This window comes from Oxalicibacterium sp., from assembly GCF_057353965.1.
Genome location: NZ_JBMQZD010000007.1, coordinates 276,233 through 294,409, shown reverse-complemented (window position 1 = coordinate 294,409; position 18,177 = coordinate 276,233). Strand labels below are relative to the sequence as shown.

At 55.3% G+C, this 18,177-nt stretch carries 19 protein-coding genes; 1 reads left to right on the top strand and 18 read right to left on the bottom strand.

Annotated features, from left to right (window positions below; translation table 11 throughout):
- Positions 1 to 28: 28 nt before the first annotated feature.
- From atpG to ACO1VH_RS13075, 16 genes are all read right to left on the bottom strand, one after another.
- Positions 29 to 898 (bottom strand): F0F1 ATP synthase subunit gamma, encoded by an 870-nt coding sequence (gene atpG / locus ACO1VH_RS13150; protein WP_486244924.1) that lies wholly within the window; start codon positions 896 to 898, stop codon positions 29 to 31.
- A 30-nt stretch (positions 899 to 928) separates the two neighbouring features.
- Positions 929 to 2,464 carry a F0F1 ATP synthase subunit alpha gene (gene atpA / locus ACO1VH_RS13145; RefSeq protein WP_486244923.1) on the bottom strand — a complete coding sequence of 512 codons (1,536 nt, stop codon included), beginning with the start codon at positions 2,462 to 2,464 and terminating at the stop codon, positions 929 to 931.
- 46 nt (positions 2,465 to 2,510) lie between these two features.
- Positions 2,511 to 3,044 carry a F0F1 ATP synthase subunit delta gene (locus ACO1VH_RS13140; RefSeq protein ID WP_486244922.1) on the bottom strand — a complete coding sequence of 178 codons (534 nt, stop codon included), beginning with the start codon at positions 3,042 to 3,044 and terminating at the stop codon, positions 2,511 to 2,513.
- A 2-nt stretch (positions 3,045 to 3,046) separates the two neighbouring features.
- Entirely contained in the window at positions 3,047 to 3,517 is a 471-nt protein-coding gene (locus ACO1VH_RS13135; RefSeq protein ID WP_486244921.1) for a F0F1 ATP synthase subunit B, read from the bottom strand.
- Between the two features lie 74 nt (positions 3,518 to 3,591).
- On the bottom strand, positions 3,592 to 3,834 hold the full coding sequence (atpE, locus tag ACO1VH_RS13130; protein WP_188421800.1) for a F0F1 ATP synthase subunit C: 243 nt from the start codon (positions 3,832 to 3,834) through the stop codon (positions 3,592 to 3,594).
- A 50-nt stretch (positions 3,835 to 3,884) separates the two neighbouring features.
- Positions 3,885 to 4,727: a F0F1 ATP synthase subunit A gene (atpB, locus tag ACO1VH_RS13125; RefSeq protein ID WP_486244920.1), complete on the bottom strand. Its 843-nt coding sequence runs from the start codon at positions 4,725 to 4,727 to the stop codon at positions 3,885 to 3,887.
- A 2-nt stretch (positions 4,728 to 4,729) separates the two neighbouring features.
- Positions 4,730 to 5,068, bottom strand: a complete 339-nt coding sequence (locus tag ACO1VH_RS13120) for an ATP synthase subunit I (RefSeq protein ID WP_486244919.1) — start codon at positions 5,066 to 5,068, stop codon at positions 4,730 to 4,732.
- Positions 5,069 to 5,391: 323 nt separating this feature from the next.
- Entirely contained in the window at positions 5,392 to 6,285 is an 894-nt protein-coding gene (locus tag ACO1VH_RS13115; protein WP_486244918.1) for a ParB/RepB/Spo0J family partition protein, read from the bottom strand.
- A gap of 44 nt (positions 6,286 to 6,329) precedes the next feature.
- Positions 6,330 to 7,100, bottom strand: a complete 771-nt coding sequence (locus ACO1VH_RS13110) for a ParA family protein (protein WP_486244917.1) — start codon at positions 7,098 to 7,100, stop codon at positions 6,330 to 6,332.
- A 13-nt stretch (positions 7,101 to 7,113) separates the two neighbouring features.
- Complete coding sequence (locus ACO1VH_RS13105; protein ID WP_486244916.1) at positions 7,114 to 7,650, bottom strand: lipocalin family protein; 537 nt, start codon at positions 7,648 to 7,650, stop codon at positions 7,114 to 7,116.
- Positions 7,647 to 8,309 (bottom strand): 16S rRNA (guanine(527)-N(7))-methyltransferase RsmG, encoded by a 663-nt coding sequence (rsmG, locus tag ACO1VH_RS13100; RefSeq protein WP_486244915.1) that lies wholly within the window; start codon positions 8,307 to 8,309, stop codon positions 7,647 to 7,649. Before rsmG ends, ACO1VH_RS13105 begins: the two co-directional genes overlap by 4 nt.
- The gene (mnmG, locus tag ACO1VH_RS13095) at positions 8,306 to 10,243 is read right to left on the bottom strand and encodes a tRNA uridine-5-carboxymethylaminomethyl(34) synthesis enzyme MnmG (protein WP_486244914.1); all 1,938 of its coding nucleotides are present in this window, start codon (positions 10,241 to 10,243) and stop codon (positions 8,306 to 8,308) included. Before mnmG ends, rsmG begins: the two co-directional genes overlap by 4 nt.
- Positions 10,244 to 10,407: 164 nt before the next feature.
- Entirely contained in the window at positions 10,408 to 11,166 is a 759-nt protein-coding gene (locus ACO1VH_RS13090) for a TSUP family transporter (protein WP_486244913.1), read from the bottom strand.
- A 55-nt stretch (positions 11,167 to 11,221) separates the two neighbouring features.
- A complete protein-coding gene (locus ACO1VH_RS13085; protein ID WP_486244912.1) occupies positions 11,222 to 12,733 on the bottom strand; it encodes a CoA-acylating methylmalonate-semialdehyde dehydrogenase in 1,512 nt (503 codons plus the stop codon).
- 370 nt (positions 12,734 to 13,103) lie between these two features.
- The gene (locus ACO1VH_RS13080) at positions 13,104 to 15,098 is read right to left on the bottom strand and encodes an AsmA family protein (protein WP_486244911.1); all 1,995 of its coding nucleotides are present in this window, start codon (positions 15,096 to 15,098) and stop codon (positions 13,104 to 13,106) included.
- Between the two features lie 187 nt (positions 15,099 to 15,285).
- The gene (locus ACO1VH_RS13075; RefSeq protein WP_188421821.1) at positions 15,286 to 16,245 is read right to left on the bottom strand and encodes a LysR family transcriptional regulator; all 960 of its coding nucleotides are present in this window, start codon (positions 16,243 to 16,245) and stop codon (positions 15,286 to 15,288) included.
- A 71-nt stretch (positions 16,246 to 16,316) separates the two neighbouring features.
- Here ACO1VH_RS13075 and ACO1VH_RS13070 point away from each other — a divergent pair, with 71 nt between their 5' ends.
- Positions 16,317 to 16,667, top strand: a complete 351-nt coding sequence (locus ACO1VH_RS13070; protein WP_486244910.1) for a hypothetical protein — start codon at positions 16,317 to 16,319, stop codon at positions 16,665 to 16,667.
- Positions 16,668 to 17,038: 371 nt separating this feature from the next.
- Here the strand turns inward: ACO1VH_RS13070 and ACO1VH_RS13065 are convergent, their stop codons facing one another.
- Together ACO1VH_RS13065 and ACO1VH_RS13060 are read right to left on the bottom strand one after the other, a co-directional pair.
- Complete coding sequence (locus ACO1VH_RS13065; RefSeq protein ID WP_486244909.1) at positions 17,039 to 17,851, bottom strand: ABC transporter substrate-binding protein; 813 nt, start codon at positions 17,849 to 17,851, stop codon at positions 17,039 to 17,041.
- Between the two features lie 87 nt (positions 17,852 to 17,938).
- Positions 17,939 to 18,166, bottom strand: coding sequence for a formate dehydrogenase subunit delta (locus ACO1VH_RS13060; RefSeq protein WP_486244908.1), 228 nt, complete (start codon positions 18,164 to 18,166; stop codon positions 17,939 to 17,941).
- Positions 18,167 to 18,177 lie beyond the last annotated feature (11 nt).

Here is an 18,177-nt window from a genome sequence, read left to right as displayed (position 1 = left end):
TCAAGGCAGCAACGTCGCCGCCGTGTCATCAAACTGCTGCTGCGCCTGCGACGATTTCCGACAGTTCCTTCGTGATGGCAGCCTGGCGCGTCTTGTTGTAGACGAGTTTCAGTTCACCAATCACGCTACCGGCGTTGTCGCTTGCCGCTTTCATCGCCACCATGCGCGCCGATTGTTCCGACGCGAGATTTTCGGCAACAGCCTGGAAAATCAGTGCTTCGACATAGCGCACCAGCAGTTCGTCGATGACGGTCTGGGCATCAGGCTCGTAGATGTAGTCCCAAGCATGGGCATCTGCGTCCGCCTGCAGGTGCTCCGTCGACAGCGGCAGCAGTTGCTCCAGAACCGTCTCCTGCTTCATCGTATTGACGAACTTGGTGTAGACGATGTGGACTGCGTCCAGCTTGCCATCCTGATAGGCGTCCAGCATGACCTTGACCGGGCCGATCAGCTTTTCCAGATGCGGCGCGTCGCCCAGTTGGGTGACATGCGACACGACCTTCGCGCCGATGCGGTTCATGAAGCTGAAACCCTTGTTGCCGATGGCAACGATCTCAGCTTTCTTGCCCTGCGATTCCAGCTCGCGCAGCTTGTTGGTCACGGTACGCAAGGTGTTCGTGTTCATACCGCCACACAAACCCTTGTCGGTCGTCACGACGATCAGGCCGACCGTTTTCGACATATCCGATTTCACGAGGAACGGATGCGTGTACTCGGGATTGGCCTGCGACAGATTCGCGGTGATGTTGCGTATCTTGTCGCTGTACGGACGTGCCGCAAACATCCGGTCCTGCGCCTTGCGCATTTTGGATGCCGCGACCATTTCCATCGCCTTGGTGATCTTCTTCGTATTTTCTACGCTCTTGATCTTGCCACGTATCTCTTTGCCTGCAGCCATGAGTTGCTACTCCTTATAGCTCCAGTTGAATCAGAAGGTTTTCTTGAAGTCTTCGACTGCAGCAGCCAGTGCCGCTTCGTCTTCCTTCTCGAGCTTCTTCGTGTCTTCGATCTTCTGCAGCAATGCAGCGTGGCTGGACTTCATGAAGCTGTGCAGACCGGATTCAAATGCCAGCACGCGCTTGACGTCGATGTCGTCGAAGTAACCCTTGTTGACGGCGAACAGCGAAACAGCCATCAGCGAGATCGACAGCGGCGAGTATTGCGCCTGCTTCAGCAGTTCGGTCACACGTGCACCGCGGTCCAGCTGCTTGCGGGTCGCTGCATCCAGATCGGAAGCAAACTGTGCAAACGCTGCCAGTTCACGGTACTGCGCCAAGTCGGTACGAATACCGCCGGACAGGCCCTTGATGACCTTGGTCTGTGCAGCACCACCAACACGCGACACCGAGATACCTGCGTTAATTGCAGGACGGACACCGGAGTTAAATAGGTTGGTTTCCAGGAAGATCTGACCGTCGGTAATCGAAATCACGTTGGTCGGAACGAATGCGGAAACGTCGCCGGCTTGCGTTTCAATGATCGGCAGTGCGGTCAGCGAACCGGTCTGGCCCTTGACTTCACCCTTGGTGAACGCTTCGACGTAGTCGGCGTTAACGCGAGCTGCGCGCTCCAGCAGACGGCTGTGGAGATAGAACACGTCGCCCGGGAATGCTTCACGGCCCGGCGGACGGCGCAGCAGCAGCGAAACCTGACGGTATGCAACCGCTTGCTTCGACAGATCGTCGTACACGATCAGCGCATCTTGACCGCGATCGCGGAAGTATTCGCCCATTGCGCAGCCGGAGTAGGCCGACACGTATTGCATTGCAGCCGATTCGGAAGCCGAAGCGGCAACCACGATCGTGTATTCCATTGCGCCGTTCTGTTCCAGCGAGCGCACGATGTTCTTGATCGACGACGCCTTCTGACCGATGGCGACGTAGATACACGTCATGTTCTGGCCTTTTTGATTGATGATCGCATCAATCGCCACAGCCGTTTTACCCGTTTGGCGGTCGCCGATGATCAGCTCACGCTGGCCACGGCCGATCGGCACCATCGCATCGATTGCCTTGATACCGGTTTGCATCGGCTGGTCGACGGACTGACGTGCGATAACGCCCGGCGCAATCTTTTCGATCGGTGCGGTCAACTTGGCGTTGATCGGACCTTTGCCGTCGATAGGCTGACCCAGTGCGTTGACCACACGGCCACGCAGTTCAGGACCGACCGGCACTTCCAGGATGCGGCCCGTGCACTTGACGGTATCGCCTTCGGAAATGTGTTCGTATTCACCCAGGATAACGGCACCGACGGAATCACGTTCCAGGTTCAGCGCGAGGCCGAACGTGTTGCCCGGGAATTCCAGCATCTCGCCTTGCATGACCTCGGACAGACCGTGGATGCGGCAGATACCGTCGGACACGGAGATCACCGTGCCTTGATTGCGAATCTCAGCGTTGTCGCCGAGCCCTTGGATCCGGCTCTTGATCAGCTCGCTGATTTCAGACGGGTTGAGTTGCATGTTAACTCCTAAAATTTTCTCTTAGCTTGGCTATGGGCACGGACGATTACGCAGTCAGCGCAACATGCATCTGTTGCAGCTTGGCGCGTACCGAGGTATCGAGCACTTCATCGCCGACAACGACGCGCACGCCACCGATCAACGTGCTGTCTACGACAACGGTCGGATTGAGCTTGCGGCCGAATTTCTTTTCCAGCGTTGCGATCAGATCCGATACCTGCGCCTGCGACAGTTCGAACGCGCTGGTGATTTCCGCATCGGCGGCACCTTCCTGCGCATTCTTCAGTGCATGGAACTGCTCGGCGATTTCCGGCAGCAATGTCAGGCGATCGTTCTGCACCAGCATGTCGACGAAGTTTTTCGCTTCGGCGCCAACCGGCGACTTCAGTGCAGCAAGAAAAGCGCTGCCGACCTGATCGTCGGACACTTTCGGATTGTGAGCCAGCGACTGGACATCAGGATTCGCGGCAACCTGTGCCATTTCGGAAACCAGATCGGACCAAGCCGCCAGATCGGCGGCTTTCGCTACGCGAAACAATGCTTCAGCGTATGGACGGGCAATCGTTGCGAGTTCGGCCATGATTACAGCTCGGCTTTCAGTTGGTTCAGCAGATCGGCATGTGCCGCAGCATTGACTTCACGCTTCAAGATCTGCTCGGCACCCTGCACAGCAAGGGTGGCGACCTGGTCGCGCAGTGCTTCGCGCGCCTGGGTGATCTGTTGTTCCGCGTCAGCCTTGGCAGCAGCAATGATGCGCGCAGCTTCTTCAGCCGCAGTTTTCTTGGCGTCCTCGATGATGCTTTGGCCGCGTTTTTCGGCATCGCCGATACGCTTTTGACCAGCTTCTTGTGCAGAAGCCAGTTCAGCCTGGGCACGCTTCTCGGCTGCAGCCAGATCGGACTTGCCGCGTTCGGCGGCAGCCAAACCGTCCGCGATCTTCTTGGCGCGCTCGTCGAGCGCATTCATCAGCGGAGGCCACACGAATTTCATCGTGAAGCCAGCGAGGATGAAGAAGACCACGAACTGCGCAATCAGGGTTGCATTCAGGTTCATGGTTGTTTCCTTCTCAAATTAACGTGTCTGCCAAAACGGATGTTTCAGCGTAAGAACCGGTAACGAGAACCGAATTAGCCAGCGAACGGGTTTGCGAATGCGAACAACATGGCGATACCGACACCGATCAGGAACGCAGCGTCGATCAGACCAGCCAGCAGGAACATTTTGGTCTGCAGCGTGTTCATCAGTTCAGGTTGACGTGCGGAAGCCTCAAGATATTTGCCGCCCATGATAGCGATACCGATACAAGCGCCGATTGCGCCCAGACCAATAATCAAACCACAAGCCAGTGCAACAAATGAGAGGTCGGTCATGACAGTTCCTTCTAGGTTAAGTTAATACAAAAGTGAAAAATCAAAACAGCTTAATGCGCCTCATGAGCCTGACCGATGTACACCAAGGTCAGCATCATGAAAATGAACGCTTGCAACACGACGATCAAGATATGGAAGATCGCCCAGATCGCGCCTGCCAGCACATGGCCGAAGAAGCCGAACGCGGTCGCGGTCGAACCCAGCAATGCAATCAGCAGGAACAGCAATTCGCCGGCATACATGTTGCCGAACAGTCGCATTGCGAGCGAAACGGTTTTCGCAGCGAATTCGATGATGTTGAGCAACAGGTTGAACGGAGCGAGGTAGATGCCGAACGGAGCGGCAAACAATTCGTGGATGAAGCCGCCGGCGCCTTTGATCTTGAAGCTGTAATAGAGCATCAGGGCCAGCACGCCGAGGGCGATGCCCATCGTGCCGTTCAGGTCGGCAGTCGGCACCACGCGGTGATGACTGATCACGCTATCCCAGCCGACGGCATGGAAGAATGCGGAGAACATGTCAACCGGCAGAAAATCGAGGGCGTTCATCAATGCAACCCAGACGAAAACCGTCAGGGCCAGCGGAGCGATGAAGGAACGGTCGCCGTGGACGATCGATTTGGCCTGGTTGTCGACCATTTCGACGATCATTTCGACGGCAGCCTGGAAACGACCGGGAACGCCGGAAGTCGCTTTGCGCGCGGCCAGATACATGATCAGGCAACCGAGGATACCCATCGCGACCGACCAGAAAACCGTATCGATATTGATGACGGAAAAATCAACGATGGACGTCTGGTGCTTGGAGGAAAGATGCCCCAGATGGTGAACGATGTATTCGGAAGCTGTCGGTGCGTGATGTTCCGCGCCGGCGGTAGCCATTTCTGTCGCCATGTTCAGTGCCTAAATAATAAGATGATGTAACTTTTCAATGCCACGATGAACGCGGCGATCATCGCCAGCAGATTCAGTTCGTGGTACAACATGACTACCGCCCACAACAGGGCAATCGTCAAGGCAATCTTGATAAATTCCCCGATGAAAAACGTCATCGGATTGACGGACTCGGATTTTTGCGCAGCGGAAAACAGGCGTAGCGCAAACAAGCCGTTCGGCACCACGCAACACAACCCTCCAAGCAATGCCGAATAAAATGCCGGCACTCCAGCGATCAAACCGGCAATCAGACTGGTGATTACCGTGGTCGCTATTTGCAGGAGGACGACGGGCAGCATACTTGTCCAGATGACACAGTTTCGGGGCGATCGCACACGATCAAGCCGCGCCGAAACCGGGGTGAATACTAACTAAGTCGTGCGTTCCATGAAGCCACGGGATTATAAGGGCTTTCCTGAAGCAGCGTCAAACGATTTGCTTGCCCGGATTCTCCGCGCTGGCGTCGGATTTTCCCGCATCGACAAACACCTGCTTTTACTTTACAAATGCCTCGGAAAATCCTGCCATTCGGCAGCTTTTGTGCAGCCGTACCTTGCGCAATCGTCGTCGGCACGATCTTCGTGCCGCCTATCTCTACGATTCCCCGATGCTGCCCTGGTATTTATGCCGCACGCAGCTTGCCGATAATGCCATCCAGAGCATCGAGATCGGCGAAGTCGACGACCAGTTGACCGCGATTCTTCGCTCCAACCTTGATCGTGACCTGAGTCGCCAGCGTATCGGACAATTCTTCTTCAAGCCGGGCGATGTCGCGAGACTTTTCCTTCGCTCCGCCGCGTGGCTTGGCTGCGCCCTGCTCCATCGTGGCGCGCACGACGAGTTTCTCGGTTTCGCGCACCGACAGGCGCTTGGCCACAATCTGGTTAGCCAGCGTGATCTGAGTTGCCGAATCTACCGCCAGCAATGCACGCGCATGGCCCATGTCGATGTCGCCAGCCATCAGCATCGTCTGCACCGGCTTGGCCAGATTCAACAAACGCAGCAAATTGGAAACAGCGCTGCGCGAACGGCCTACTGAATTTGCTGCCTGCTCATGCGTGAAATTGAAATCGGTAATCAGACGATGGATGCCCTGCGCTTCTTCCAGTGGGTTCAGGTCTTCGCGCTGGATGTTTTCGATCAGCGCCATCGCGGCGGTCGCTTCGTCGTCGACTTCCTTGATCAGCACAGGCACTTCTGTCAGGCCCGCGATCTGCGCAGCACGGAAACGGCGCTCGCCGGCAATGATTTCGTAACGTGGCTTGCCGTTGACCGGCGAGATCGGACGCACGAGGATTGCCTGCAGCAACCCCTGCGCCTTGATCGATGCGGCCAGTTCGTTCAACGCGCCTTCGTCCATGCGCGTACGCGGCTGGTATTTGCCGGCCTGCATGTCGAGCACCTGCAGCGTGGTCGGCGCACCAGGCAGTGCAGCAACTGCTTCGGTCAGATCGCTGGAACCGCCCAGCAATGCTTCAAGGCCGCGGCCCAATCCTTTCGGTTTCTTTGTCGCCATATTTTTACTCGTTGATCTTTGCTATTCGATTCGTCATTGCCGAATCAGAGTGTCTTGATGCGTTCCACCATCTCGGCACCGAACGCGAGATAGGCTTGTGCGCCTTTGGAGGATGGATCGAAATTGATGCCCGGCATGCCGTAGGACGGCGCTTCGGCCAAGCGAACGTTACGCGGGATGATGGTCTTGAATACCTTGTCGCCGAAATGTTCTTCCAGCTGCGACGACACCTGCTGTGACAGCGTCATGCGTGGATCGAACATCACGCGCAGCAAGCCGATGATCTTCAAGTCCATGTTCAGCTTTGCATGCACTTTCTTGATGGTATTGACCAGATCGGACAAGCCTTCGAGTGCATAGTATTCGCACTGCATCGGAATGATGACGCCATGTGCTGCACATAAACCGTTCAGCGTCAGCATCGACAAGGCTGGCGGACAATCGATCAGCATGAAGTCGTATTGATCGTCGACCGCGTGCAACGCTTCCTTCAGCCGGCGTTCGCGATTGTCGAGCTCGACCATTTCCACTTCGGCGCCAGCCAGTTCACGATTGGCGGGCAATACATCGAACCTGCCGGTTTCCGACTGCACACGTGCCGTCGGCACATCGGCCAAGCCGAGCATGACTTCATAGATCGACGATTTGAGTTCGGCCTTGTTGATGCCGGCGCCCATCGTGGCATTGCCCTGCGGATCCAGATCGACGAGCAGCACGCGTTGATTCAGTTGCGCCAGGCCTGCTGCCAGATTGACTGCGGTGGTGGTCTTGCCGACGCCGCCCTTTTGATTCGCGACGCAAAATATTTTTGCCATGTTGTCGTTGTCGTTATTGCGAAATGTTTTGCTTGGTCTTGACCAGCTTGGCCGTATCGAATCCCTGTGCCGTCAGTCGGTTAACCAAAGCGTCGTATGCTGCCTCGTCCATCGTCGGCTTGCGCGCAAGTATCCACAGGTACTCGCGCGACGGTTCGCCGACAGCAACATACGAATAGTCCTCGGCCAAATCGATAATCCAGTAGTTCGCCCAGACAAAAGGCAACCATGCCAGCCAATCCGGCGCAAAGCGTACTTCCAGCTTTGCATTGGTCGCAGGATCGGCAACGCGTGCACGGCCACTCGCCTCATCTTTCTTGCCACCCGCTTCATCGCATCGGTTGACGACATCAATCTGGCCATCACTACGTTCCGCATAATTTGCGGTCACATTCGCAACGCAATCCTTCTGGAACCGATTCGGGAAACGTGCAATTTCATACCATGTACCGACATATCGTTTGAGGTCGACATGCTTTACGGTCTGCACCGTTTGCGCCTGACCGAGACTGCACAAGACGCAAAGCAACAATCCCAGCCATTGTTTCATGCGCCCCCCCTCTCGATGAAAACCAGATGCCGTTCGGCATCCATGCCCGGCACATGCAACGGGCGAATTTCCTTCACCTGCCAGCCCGCAGGCAGACGTGCCGCTTCCTCTTCCGGCGCCACCGCTTTCAGCGCGATATAACAGCCGCCTTCTTCCAGCAAATGCTGAGACCACGCGACGAAGTCGGAAAGATCCGCGAAAGCGCGCGATGTGATTACATCGAATCGATGCGGCGCCTGCCACTGTTCGACGCGACCGGTCTGCACTTCCACATTGTTCAAACCCAATTCCGCCTTTACCTGCGTCAGGAAGGCCGTTTTCTTGTGCACGGTATCGATCATTGTGATGCGCATGTCCGGGCGTGCTTCCGCGGCCCAGATTGCCAGCACAATGCCGGGTAATCCGCCGCCGGCGCCGACATCCAGCACACGGCGCGCATCGCAAAATGCGGGCACCGCGGCCAGCGAGTCCAACAAGTGCTGCGTCACCATCCGCGCCGGTTCGCGCACGGCGGTCAGGTTATAGACGCCGTTCCACTTCACCATCAACGCCAGATAGTCGATGAGCCTCGCATGCTGCGCATCACTTAATGCCAGCTGCAACGCTTGCGTGCCTGCAACAAGTTGCGCCGTCAATGCTGCGCGATCGAATGTACTCATGCAGCCGCTTCGGACGTCGGCGGTTCCGCGGAAAAGCCCTTGAATCCACCCTTCTTCAGATGCACCAGCAGCAGCGAAATCGCCGCTGGTGTCACACCCGAGATGCGCGAAGCCTGGCCGAGCGTTTCGGGGCGATGGTTGCACAGTTTCTGACGCACTTCGAACGACAGTCCCTGCACCTGCATGTAATCGAACTCGGCCGGTAGTTTCAGGTTTTCGTAATAATCGTGGCGCTCGACTTCCTTTGCCTGCCGGTCGATATAGCCCGAGTACTTCAGCTGGATCTCAATCTGTTCGCGCACGGCAGTATCCGTCACACCCGGACCGGCAAGGTCCTGGCCTTCCGTGCCCTTCAACGTCATCAGTTCCATGTAACGCACATTCGGCCGACGCAGCAAGTCAGCTAGTGCATACTCACGCTCTAACGCTTTACCGACAACACGCTCGGCTTCCGCCTGTGCCACGATGCGTGGGTTGACCCAAGTCGAGCGCAACCGCTCCAGCTCGCGTGCGACGGCCTCTCGCTTGGCGTCGAAAGCCGCCCATTGCGCATCGCCGACACAGCCTAGCTTGCGGCCGATTTCCGTCAGGCGCATGTCGGCATTGTCCTCGCGCAGGCTCAACCGGTATTCAGCACGGCTGGTGAACATGCGATACGGCTCCATGACGCCCTTAGTGATCAGGTCGTCGACCAACACGCCGAGATAGGCTTCATCGCGACGCGGCGTCCATGCTTCGCGCCCCTGTGCCTGCAGCGCGGCATTGATACCGGCCAGCATACCTTGCGCAGCCGCTTCTTCGTAACCGGTCGTGCCGTTGATCTGGCCTGCAAAAAACAGACCCTGAATCGCTTTCGTTTCCAGCGATGCTTTCAGGCCACGCGGATCGAAGTAATCGTATTCGATCGCATAGCCGGGGCGCAGGATGTGGGCATTCTCCAGGCCGCGCATTGAGCGGACCAGATTCAGTTGGACGTCGAACGGCAGACTGGTGGAGATACCGTTCGGATAGAACTCGTTCGTCGTCAGTCCTTCCGGCTCCAGGAAAATCTGGTGCGAATTCTTGCTGGCGAAACGATGGATCTTGTCCTCGATCGACGGGCAGTAGCGCGGACCCACACCTTCGATGACGCCGGTATACATCGGGCTGCGATCCAGCCCGCTGCGGATGATGTCATGCGTCTGTTCGTTGGTATGCGTGACCCAGCACGGCATTTGTCGCGGATGCATGGCTGCCGACCCCATGACCGAAAATACCGGCACCGGGTCCAGATCGCCCGGCTGCTCTTCCATCACGGAGAAATCAATCGTGCGACCATCGATGCGTGGCGGCGTACCGGTCTTCAGACGGCCTTGCGGCAATTGCAATTCTTTGAGACGTGCCGACAACGATACCGCCGGCGGATCACCAGCACGACCGCCGGAATAATTGTTCAGGCCAACATGAATTTTGCCGTCGAGGAAAGTCCCGGCCGTCAGCACCACGGCGCGCGCCATGAACTTGATACCGACCTGCGTCACCGCACCGATGACACGATCGCCGTCGACAATCAAATCGTCGACCGCCTGCTGGAACAACCACAGATTCGGCTGATTCTCCAGGCGGGAACGAATCGCCTGCTTATAAAGAAGACGGTCAGCCTGCGCACGGGTAGCGCGCACGGCCGGCCCTTTCGATGAATTCAGAATACGAAACTGGATGCCTGCCTCATCGGTGGCGATAGCCATCGCACCGCCCATTGCATCGACTTCCTTGACCAGATGTCCTTTGCCAATGCCGCCAATGGACGGGTTGCACGACATCTGACCGAGTGTTTCGATGTTATGCGTCAGCAGCAGTGTGGCCTGCCCCATGCGAGCAGACGCCAGCGCAGCCTCGGTACCGGCATGGCCGCCGCCGACAACAATCACGTCGAATTTATCAGGAAAAATCATGATGCGCCTCGGTGAGACGGTAAGTAAGTCAAAGCAGAGGCGAGATTATAAGGTCTTTTTGATTTTATTTCGCCCGCGGCCATCCTTTAATCGCTCCTTGGACACAATTCAAGCCAAAGGAAGTCCGCAGAATGTTTCACGTGAAACAGTGCTTGAACAGTATTTCAGCGGAAAAATCCGTCATACAACGTCTTGCAAATCAGTATGCCAACTACGACCAAGAATAGCTTGCGGACAAATCCGGACCCGTGGCGCACGGCCAGACGGATACCGGTGAGCGATCCAAGCACATTGCAGACTGCCATCATCAAACCCAATTGCCACAACAAATGGCCGCTATATCCGAACCACAGCAAGGCTGCCGTATTACAAGCGACGTTGACCACCTTTGCGGCAGCGGATGCCCCCAGGAAGTCGAAGCCGAAGAAGCGCACGAACAGGAACACTAGGAAACTGCCAGTCCCCGGTCCAAAGAAGCCGTCATAAAATCCGATGCCTCCTCCGACCAGCACCGCGATAATGCGTTCTTTTCCACCGGTATGCAGCGGTGCATGAATGCTGCCAAAGTCTTTTTTTCGGAACGTGTAGATCGCAATGGCAACTAAAACGAACGGCAAAAGCTTGCGCACGAAGTCCGCCGGAATATGCGTAACGGTAAAGGCGCCGACGAACGACAGGGCAAATGCCGCCAACGCGGCCGGTACTGCCGTACTCCATCGGACTTGCACCTTGCGGGCAAATCCTGCAGCCGCAGCCGCCGTTCCCCAAACACCGGAAAGCTTGTTCGTTCCCAACAAGGTGGCCGGTGACATATTTGGGAAAACAGAGAATAGTGCCGGTAGTTGGATCAATCCACCGCCGCCCACGACAGCGTCGATCATGCCCGCTGCAAAGGCGGCGATCGCCAGAATCAGATAATCCATCGTTTCGCCGGATTAGTGTTTCACGTGAAACATCGCTTGTTTTATTTCTCTTGTTCTATTTGTTCAGTGGCATCGCAAACTCGGCACCCTTGTTCAGGGATTCCGGCCAACGCTGCATGACGGATTTGTATCGCGTATAGAAACGAACACCCTCTTCCCCGTAGGCATGCAAATCACCGAACATCGATCGTTTCCATCCGCCAAAGGAATGCCAGGCCATCGGCACAGGGATCGGCACATTAATACCCACCATACCTACTTCTATCCGGCGGGAAAATTCTCGCGCCGTGTTGCCATCGGACGTAAAGAGAGAGACGCCGTTTCCGAATTCGTGCGCATTGATGAGATCGATCGCTGCCTCTACATCGGGAACGCGTATCACGCACAAGACTGGACCGAATATTTCCTCCCGGTAAATACGCATATTCGGTGTTACATGATCAAACAAGCTACCACCCAAGAAGAAGCCGTTTTCATGGTCGGTCACAGAGTAGCCTCGGCCATCCACCAGCAAGCTTGCACCGGCCTGAATGCCAGCGTCGATATATTCCGTTATCTTGGCTTTATGTTCCGCAGTGATGACCGGCCCCATTTCCGCTTCCGGGTCCATGCCGTTTGCAATCTTCAAGGCACGCACACGTGGAATCAACGCCTCCACCAAACTATCCGCCGCCTTGCCTACCGCCACTGCAACGGAAACAGCCATGCACCTTTCGCCAGCCGAACCGTATGCTGCGCCCATCAATGCGTCCACCGCCTGTTCCAGATTGGCGTCCGGCATCACGACCAGATGGTTCTTTGCTCCGCCCAGTGCTTGAACACGCAAGGGGTAGGCGCCCTTCCGCGCTGTCCCGGTTGCATAGACATATTCGGCAATCGGCGTGGAGCCGACAAAGGAAACCGCACGCACATCCGGGTGCTGCAACAATCCGTCGACAACCTGCTTTCCACCTTGTAATACATTGAAAACGCCGTCGGGCAAGCCTGCCTCTTTCAATAATTCGGCAATCATCAACGACGGAGAAGGATCGCGTTCGGATGGCTTCAGGATGAAGGTATTGCCGGTTGCTAGCGCAACGGGTGCCATCCACATCGGCACCATGAATGGAAAATTGAAAGGCGTAATACCGACCGTCACCCCCAGTGGCTGGCGCAGATTCCAGTTATCGATCCCGCCTCCGATGTTATCCGTAAAGCTGGTCTTCAATAATTGCGGAACGCCGCAGGCAAACTCGACGATCTCCAGACCGCGGCTTACTTCCCCTTTTGCATCACTGAGCACCTTGCCATGCTCACGCGTAATCGCTTCAGCCAGTGCGTCATGATGTCTTTCTATTAACTCTTTAAACCGAAACAGGATCCTAGCGCGCTTCAACGGAGCCGTATCGGCCCACGCAGTTGCTGCAGCTTTTGCGGCAGAAACAGCCAGTTCCACTTCCCTGGCATCTGCCAGCCAGACCTCGCTCTCTACTTCTCCAATGGCAGGATTGAACACAGCTTGCTTGCCGATTCCGCCTTCAACCAGGCGACCGCCGATAAAATGACCGATAGTCGGAATCTGCTTCATGTCCATTCCCGAGTGATGTTTAGATGATGTAAAACGGGAAAGAGCGTATCACGCAAGGCAAGATATTGCCGCCGCCGGCTGTGGGCAAAGCTTTGCAGAATGCGTGGATAGATTGTGGATAAGCTGGTGAAAACTTTCAGAGATTTATTTATACAGAATCCATCCTTGTGTCATACACGCGTTGTACAAGCGCTTATCCTGAATCCAAGTTCTTGATCCTGCATGGTTTTATTAGGTTATCCACAGAAAACCACCTGCGTTAACTATTACTACTATTCATATATACAAACATTTAAATAAAACCAGAATCACATCAGCGGCATATTCCCGAAAAACCGTAGTCGATAAAACATCCCCTCCTTTTAAAGAATCAACGGTTTTTCGAAGATTTTCCTGGAGGAGGCGCAACCGGTTTTTCTGCTGCCTGATGCAGCAAATCCCGGCATTTGTTTTCTTCCTCTGAACCGACGTTGATCAACGGCAGCAAGGATGTAACCGGTGCCAGCACACCCAGTACAACCGCTCCCCCCGCTTTCGCAGCCAGCACGCCCTTGTCGACATCCACGTCCGGATGCTTCAACGTTCCTCGCACGTAAAGAGGTGCTCGCAGAGACACAATACGCACACCCTTGCTGACCGGCCGAATGGTCAGATCCGGTTTTTCCTGTGCAAGATCGACAGTGCCATCGATATGGATGACGGCATCGCTAGTATCGAGAATCATCGTACGCGTTTTTACCAAGCCATTGGTCACCCCCAGATCCATCGCCATACAGTTGAGCTCCACCTGTTTGTCCCCAAACAGTTTCGAGATCACCACATTGCCAATGTTCAGCCCGATCTGTTCCAGCAGCAGCTTGCTAATCGTTCCCTCACTGATCAATGCCTTGATTTCACCATTCGATGATCCCAGGAAGGTTGCGATGGAATCGCCAGTCGCAGATAACGACGTATCGCCGTTGATTTCACCGAGACTTGCCTGCATCGTCGGTATCGTCGGGAACAACTCTTTGAGCTTCAGCCTGCGCACAGAAACTTTTGCTTCAGCCTTGATGACAGGCTGACGTCCATCCATTTTGATGTTGGCGATCAGATTGCCGCCGGCGATACCGAAATTCAGCGGCGTCAATGTAACGACACTGTCCTGCAGTTTCAGGTGCGTATTTAGATTCTCGATCGGAAGCGTGGCATCGCGCACGATCTTGCGGCCGGTGATGTTGACGTCCGCATCGATACTGCCCCATCGATCGGTCGTGAATTTCTCGACAGGCAGCAGCTTGTCTTCCGGTTGCGTCACTGCGACACCCCGCTCGCGTTTGCTTGCATTCGAATCAGCACCGATGATCGGACCCAGATCATTCAACTGCAGCAGATTGGAAACCACCGTTCCCGAAAGCAGCGGGCGCGGTTGCTTGCCTTCATAGGTCAAGGTGCCGGATAAATCACTGTCACCAAGCTTGCCGCTGAATTTGTCGTAGGTCCATTTGCCACCGTCTGCATTGAGGACGCCCGTCAGATGTCCTTCTGTCGCGAACGGTGGCGTCTTCGGCAACGTGATACCTGTCAGTGGATAAAGATCCGCCATGCTGGCGCCGGACAGCTTCAGGCGCATGTCCACTGCAGCGAGTGCTTGCGGCTTGGTCACCGTGCCGTTCACGCTGATCGATGTCTTGCCGACATTCAGTCGCGCCTGTAGCGGAAAAGGTTTTTTCTCGTCGCGTAACGCGAGCAATGCACCAGCCTTGCCGTCACCGCTGATACGCGCGCGATTGAATGAACCGGATACCTTCCATTCCATGACGAAGTCGTTTTTGTCGCTCGCAGGAATCGATGCGATTTCGGCTTTCGCATCGATGTGCTTGATGGCATCCTTCAACGCAATCTCGCCGTTATGAAGCAGCAGATGCTGAAGATCCAGCGTCCATGCTGAAGGTGGTGAATCCTCGTCTTTCTTGAAGGTCCAATTGTTGCGGCCGTCTGCGATGCGTTCCAGCACCAGCTTCGGATCGTCCAGCTGTAGCGTGGGAATGACGATATTTTTGGACAGCAGAGGAATCGGATTGACGGAAAACGTGATGTGGCCGATCTCAGCCATGTTGCGATCCAGTTTGGACCAATCGGGATTGCCCATCGTGACGTTGTGGGCGCTCAGGCGAGGTACAGGCAACCAGTCGTGCCACGTCCCGCTATCGAATTGGGTGCGCTCCCACGTCAGCGAAAGATCGCCATTGATGGCAAACGGCCTTCCGGCCGCTTCGCTCACGCGTGTATTGATCCAGGGTTTTGCCTTATTCCAGTCGAAGGTCAGCAGCAGAGTCAGGCAAAGCGAGAGCAGCACCAGCAACGCGAGCGCGCTCCACCACATTATTTTTCGTGTCCGCATGGGAGCCCCCGATCAATGAGGATGAAAATAGGACTCCGGGGCCAAAGGCGAGTTCAGCCATCCCATGTGCGGAATCGCACACACGGCATGCCTGAGATCCGCACCAAATAAAAAGCCTCGCTTCGGGCGAGGCTTCTTTTCCAGTTGGATCGTCAGATTACGACGATAGTCAACGCCGTTTCTTGAATGGCCCGATACCTTCTTCGGTACTGGCGCTCAACTGCTCACGCAACCATTTATGGGCGGGATTTCGTGCATCGCGTTCATGCCACAGCATATCGACGTGGACGTCCGGCAGCTCAAAAGGCAGGGTCTTCGCAATCAATGCGTCTTCCATACCGGTTGCCGCAATCAGGTGACGTGGCAGTACGGTGATCAGATCGGAGCTGGCGACGACGCGACCGGCAGTAAAGAACTGATTTACTGTCAGTAGGATGCGCCGTTCACGACCAAGTTCGGTCAAGGCATCGTCCATCAGACCTTTCGCCCGGCCGGAAAAACTGACCAGCAGATGATGCGCCGCACAATAGCTATCCAGCGTCAATTCTTCCTTGGCCAGCGGATGCCCTTTACGCATCACGCAGACATATTCACCGGTGTATAGGCGCTCATGGCGAATCTGCGAAATGGCCGTGTTCTGGCCACTGGCGAGCTGGGCTGCTACACCAGGGAAAAACCCGATCGCCAGATCGACATCCCCGCGCAACAACATGGGCCGCGGCTCGCGCGTGGTTAGCGGAACCATGCGGACATTCAGGCCCGGCGCATCGCGTTCAACCGCTCTGACGAGAAACGGCAGCCACAGCGCGGCAGTGGCATCGGCCATTGCCATACGGAATGTTGTGTTGACGCGCGAGACGTCAAACGTGTCGGGCGTAACGGCAGCTTCCAGATCGGAGAGTGCGCGCCGTACCACAGGCCATAGTTCAGCCGCCCGCGACGTCGGTTTGACACCATGCGCCGTACGGATGACGAGCTCGTCTCCGAGGGTTTCACGCAGGCGCCGCAGGGCGTTGGATACCGCCGGTTGGGTCATGGCCAGCAGGTTGGCGGCACGCGTGAGGTTCTGCTCCGTCATGACGGCATCGAATACGCGCAGCAGGTTCAAATCCAGGGTGAGAAAACTCATGTTGTCGTTTACCAAAAGAAGAAAATTTTGGACGCCTTAATATTCACAATGATTATAGCTGGTATCCAAAAATGAAATTAGATTTATATCTCTACAGTCCCTATACTGCAATGCATCAACAAGAGAAACTTATACAAGGAAAGGAAATTATTATGTCTACATTATCAAAAACCCGTGTTTCTGCCTATGCATTGAACAGCCAGGCAAACCGTATCGCTCAAACGAACCCTGAACTCGCCACCGCCCTGCGTATGCAAGCGGCATATGGCTCGCAGTTGCCAATTACGAAAAAGGTTTCCAAAAAGAAAGAAGCGGTTCAAGTGCAAAAATCGGTGCAATTGCTGAACAGCCGAGCCAACTCGATCGCTCAAACCCAGCCGGAGCGCGCCATCGCCCTGCGTATGCAAGCGGCTTTTGCCTAATTGCCTAACGCATGACGAACGAATCGGTTGAATGAAAGTCAATCATTCAATCAACTCGTTGATGTATTTTGGGTCTGACTGCTAAATCAGCCCATAGTGCAACGGCCAGGGATCGCAAAGGTCGAAATGTGGCGGGATGCCGGCGATCAGTAAAAGCAGGAATTCCGTAACCGAAGTAATTCAGGAACAAGGCTTGGCCAAGATTCGATGGCTCTTGTTCCTACCCCGTGTCTCCTCTTCCCTCTCAAGGAAGCTCAGCCCCGCGAGCCGATTGCTCTGCGGGGCTTTTTTATCCGCCGGCATAATGAACGGACGGAGTGAAAATAAAAAAGCGCGGGGAGCACCCGCGCTTTTCATAGTGTGTGGACACGTTATTTTGCGTCGGGAAAGAAAACCTGTTCGCCGCTAACCCGGTATTCACCGATCATCTTCTGGCCTTCAGCTGACGTAATCCAGTCGATCAACTGCATTGCGCCTTTGTAATTGATGTTTTTGTATTTTTCCGGATTGACCGCGATGATGCCGTAAGGGTTGAACATCTTCTTGTCACCTTCGACCATGACAGCCAGGCCGGTCTTGGCGCGATAGGCGCCATAGGTCGCACGATCGGTCAGCGTATAGCCCTGCAGTTCGCCAGCCATCGTCAGTACCTCGCCCATGCCGAGGCCTGCCGAAACATAGTTGCTGCCTTCCGGTTTGACGTTGATCGCTTTCCAGTACGATTTTTCCATTACATCGGTACCGGAATTGTCACCGCGCGAAATGAATTTAGCTTTCTTGTCGGCGATTTTCTTCATTGAAGCCAATACGTCGTGGCTGCCCTTGATGCCTGCAGGATCGCTGACCGGACCGACGATGATGAAATCGTTGTACATGACATCACGGCGGTTGACGCCATGACCTTCTGCGACAAATTTGTCTTCCAGTGAACGTGCATGTACCAGCGTCACGTCAACGTCGCCATTCTTTGCCAACTCCAGTGCCTTGCCGGTACCCACCGCAATGACATGCACTTTGGAATTCGTTTTCTTTTCGAAGGTCGGCAGCAGATACGGAAGCAAGCCTGAATTATCGGTACTCGTCGTGGTGGAAAGCTTGATGACCTGCTGCGAAAAAGCGGCCGGCGCAATAAATGCCGATGCCAGCAAGGCAGCAGCAAAACGGAAAACGATTCGACGTGTCATGAATTTCTCCTCCTGGTAATCATGAATAAAAGGCTGCGCGCCGATTGGTAACGCAGCCCATGCTGGATGGTGATCGGTTGATCCCAATCAGATCATCTTGTGCGAGCGTACGGCTTCCAAGACGATCGGATTCAATCCTTCTCCACCATGCTGCTCGACGTGATTCATCAACGCAGTACGCATGCGCGGATCCCAAGTTCTTCTCAGGTGGCCGGCGATTTCATCTGCCGATTTCTTGTGGTCTTTCATTGGCGCGAAAAAATCGCCGATCTGGTTGGCCATTGAGACCAGATTATCTATGTTGCTGCCGCTCATTGTTATCCCTT

Excerpts from the sequence above, each read along its gene's own strand:
- atpG (WP_486244924.1), bottom strand. The coding sequence starts at position 898 with ATGGCTGCAGGCAAAGAGATACGTGGCAAGATCAAGAGCGTAGAAAAT.
- atpA (WP_486244923.1), bottom strand. The coding sequence starts at position 2,464 with ATGCAACTCAACCCGTCTGAAATCAGCGAGCTGATCAAGAGCCGGATC.
- ACO1VH_RS13140 (WP_486244922.1), bottom strand. The coding sequence starts at position 3,044 with ATGGCCGAACTCGCAACGATTGCCCGTCCATACGCTGAAGCATTGTTT.
- ACO1VH_RS13135 (WP_486244921.1), bottom strand. The coding sequence starts at position 3,517 with ATGAACCTGAATGCAACCCTGATTGCGCAGTTCGTGGTCTTCTTCATC.
- atpE (WP_188421800.1), bottom strand. The coding sequence starts at position 3,834 with ATGACCGACCTCTCATTTGTTGCACTGGCTTGTGGTTTGATTATTGGT.
- atpB (WP_486244920.1), bottom strand. The coding sequence starts at position 4,727 with ATGGCGACAGAAATGGCTACCGCCGGCGCGGAACATCACGCACCGACA.
- ACO1VH_RS13120 (WP_486244919.1), bottom strand. The coding sequence starts at position 5,068 with ATGCTGCCCGTCGTCCTCCTGCAAATAGCGACCACGGTAATCACCAGT.
- ACO1VH_RS13115 (WP_486244918.1), bottom strand. The coding sequence starts at position 6,285 with ATGGCGACAAAGAAACCGAAAGGATTGGGCCGCGGCCTTGAAGCATTG.
- ACO1VH_RS13110 (WP_486244917.1), bottom strand. The coding sequence starts at position 7,100 with ATGGCAAAAATATTTTGCGTCGCGAATCAAAAGGGCGGCGTCGGCAAG.
- ACO1VH_RS13105 (WP_486244916.1), bottom strand. The coding sequence starts at position 7,650 with ATGAAACAATGGCTGGGATTGTTGCTTTGCGTCTTGTGCAGTCTCGGT.
- rsmG (WP_486244915.1), bottom strand. The coding sequence starts at position 8,309 with ATGAGTACATTCGATCGCGCAGCATTGACGGCGCAACTTGTTGCAGGC.
- mnmG (WP_486244914.1), bottom strand. The coding sequence starts at position 10,243 with ATGATTTTTCCTGATAAATTCGACGTGATTGTTGTCGGCGGCGGCCAT.
- ACO1VH_RS13090 (WP_486244913.1), bottom strand. The coding sequence starts at position 11,166 with ATGGATTATCTGATTCTGGCGATCGCCGCCTTTGCAGCGGGCATGATC.
- ACO1VH_RS13085 (WP_486244912.1), bottom strand. The coding sequence starts at position 12,733 with ATGAAGCAGATTCCGACTATCGGTCATTTTATCGGCGGTCGCCTGGTT.
- ACO1VH_RS13080 (WP_486244911.1), bottom strand. The coding sequence starts at position 15,098 with ATGTGGTGGAGCGCGCTCGCGTTGCTGGTGCTGCTCTCGCTTTGCCTG.
- ACO1VH_RS13075 (WP_188421821.1), bottom strand. The coding sequence starts at position 16,245 with ATGAGTTTTCTCACCCTGGATTTGAACCTGCTGCGCGTATTCGATGCC.
- ACO1VH_RS13070 (WP_486244910.1), top strand. The coding sequence starts at position 16,317 with ATGAAATTAGATTTATATCTCTACAGTCCCTATACTGCAATGCATCAA.
- ACO1VH_RS13065 (WP_486244909.1), bottom strand. The coding sequence starts at position 17,851 with ATGACACGTCGAATCGTTTTCCGTTTTGCTGCTGCCTTGCTGGCATCG.
- ACO1VH_RS13060 (WP_486244908.1), bottom strand. The coding sequence starts at position 18,166 with ATGAGCGGCAGCAACATAGATAATCTGGTCTCAATGGCCAACCAGATC.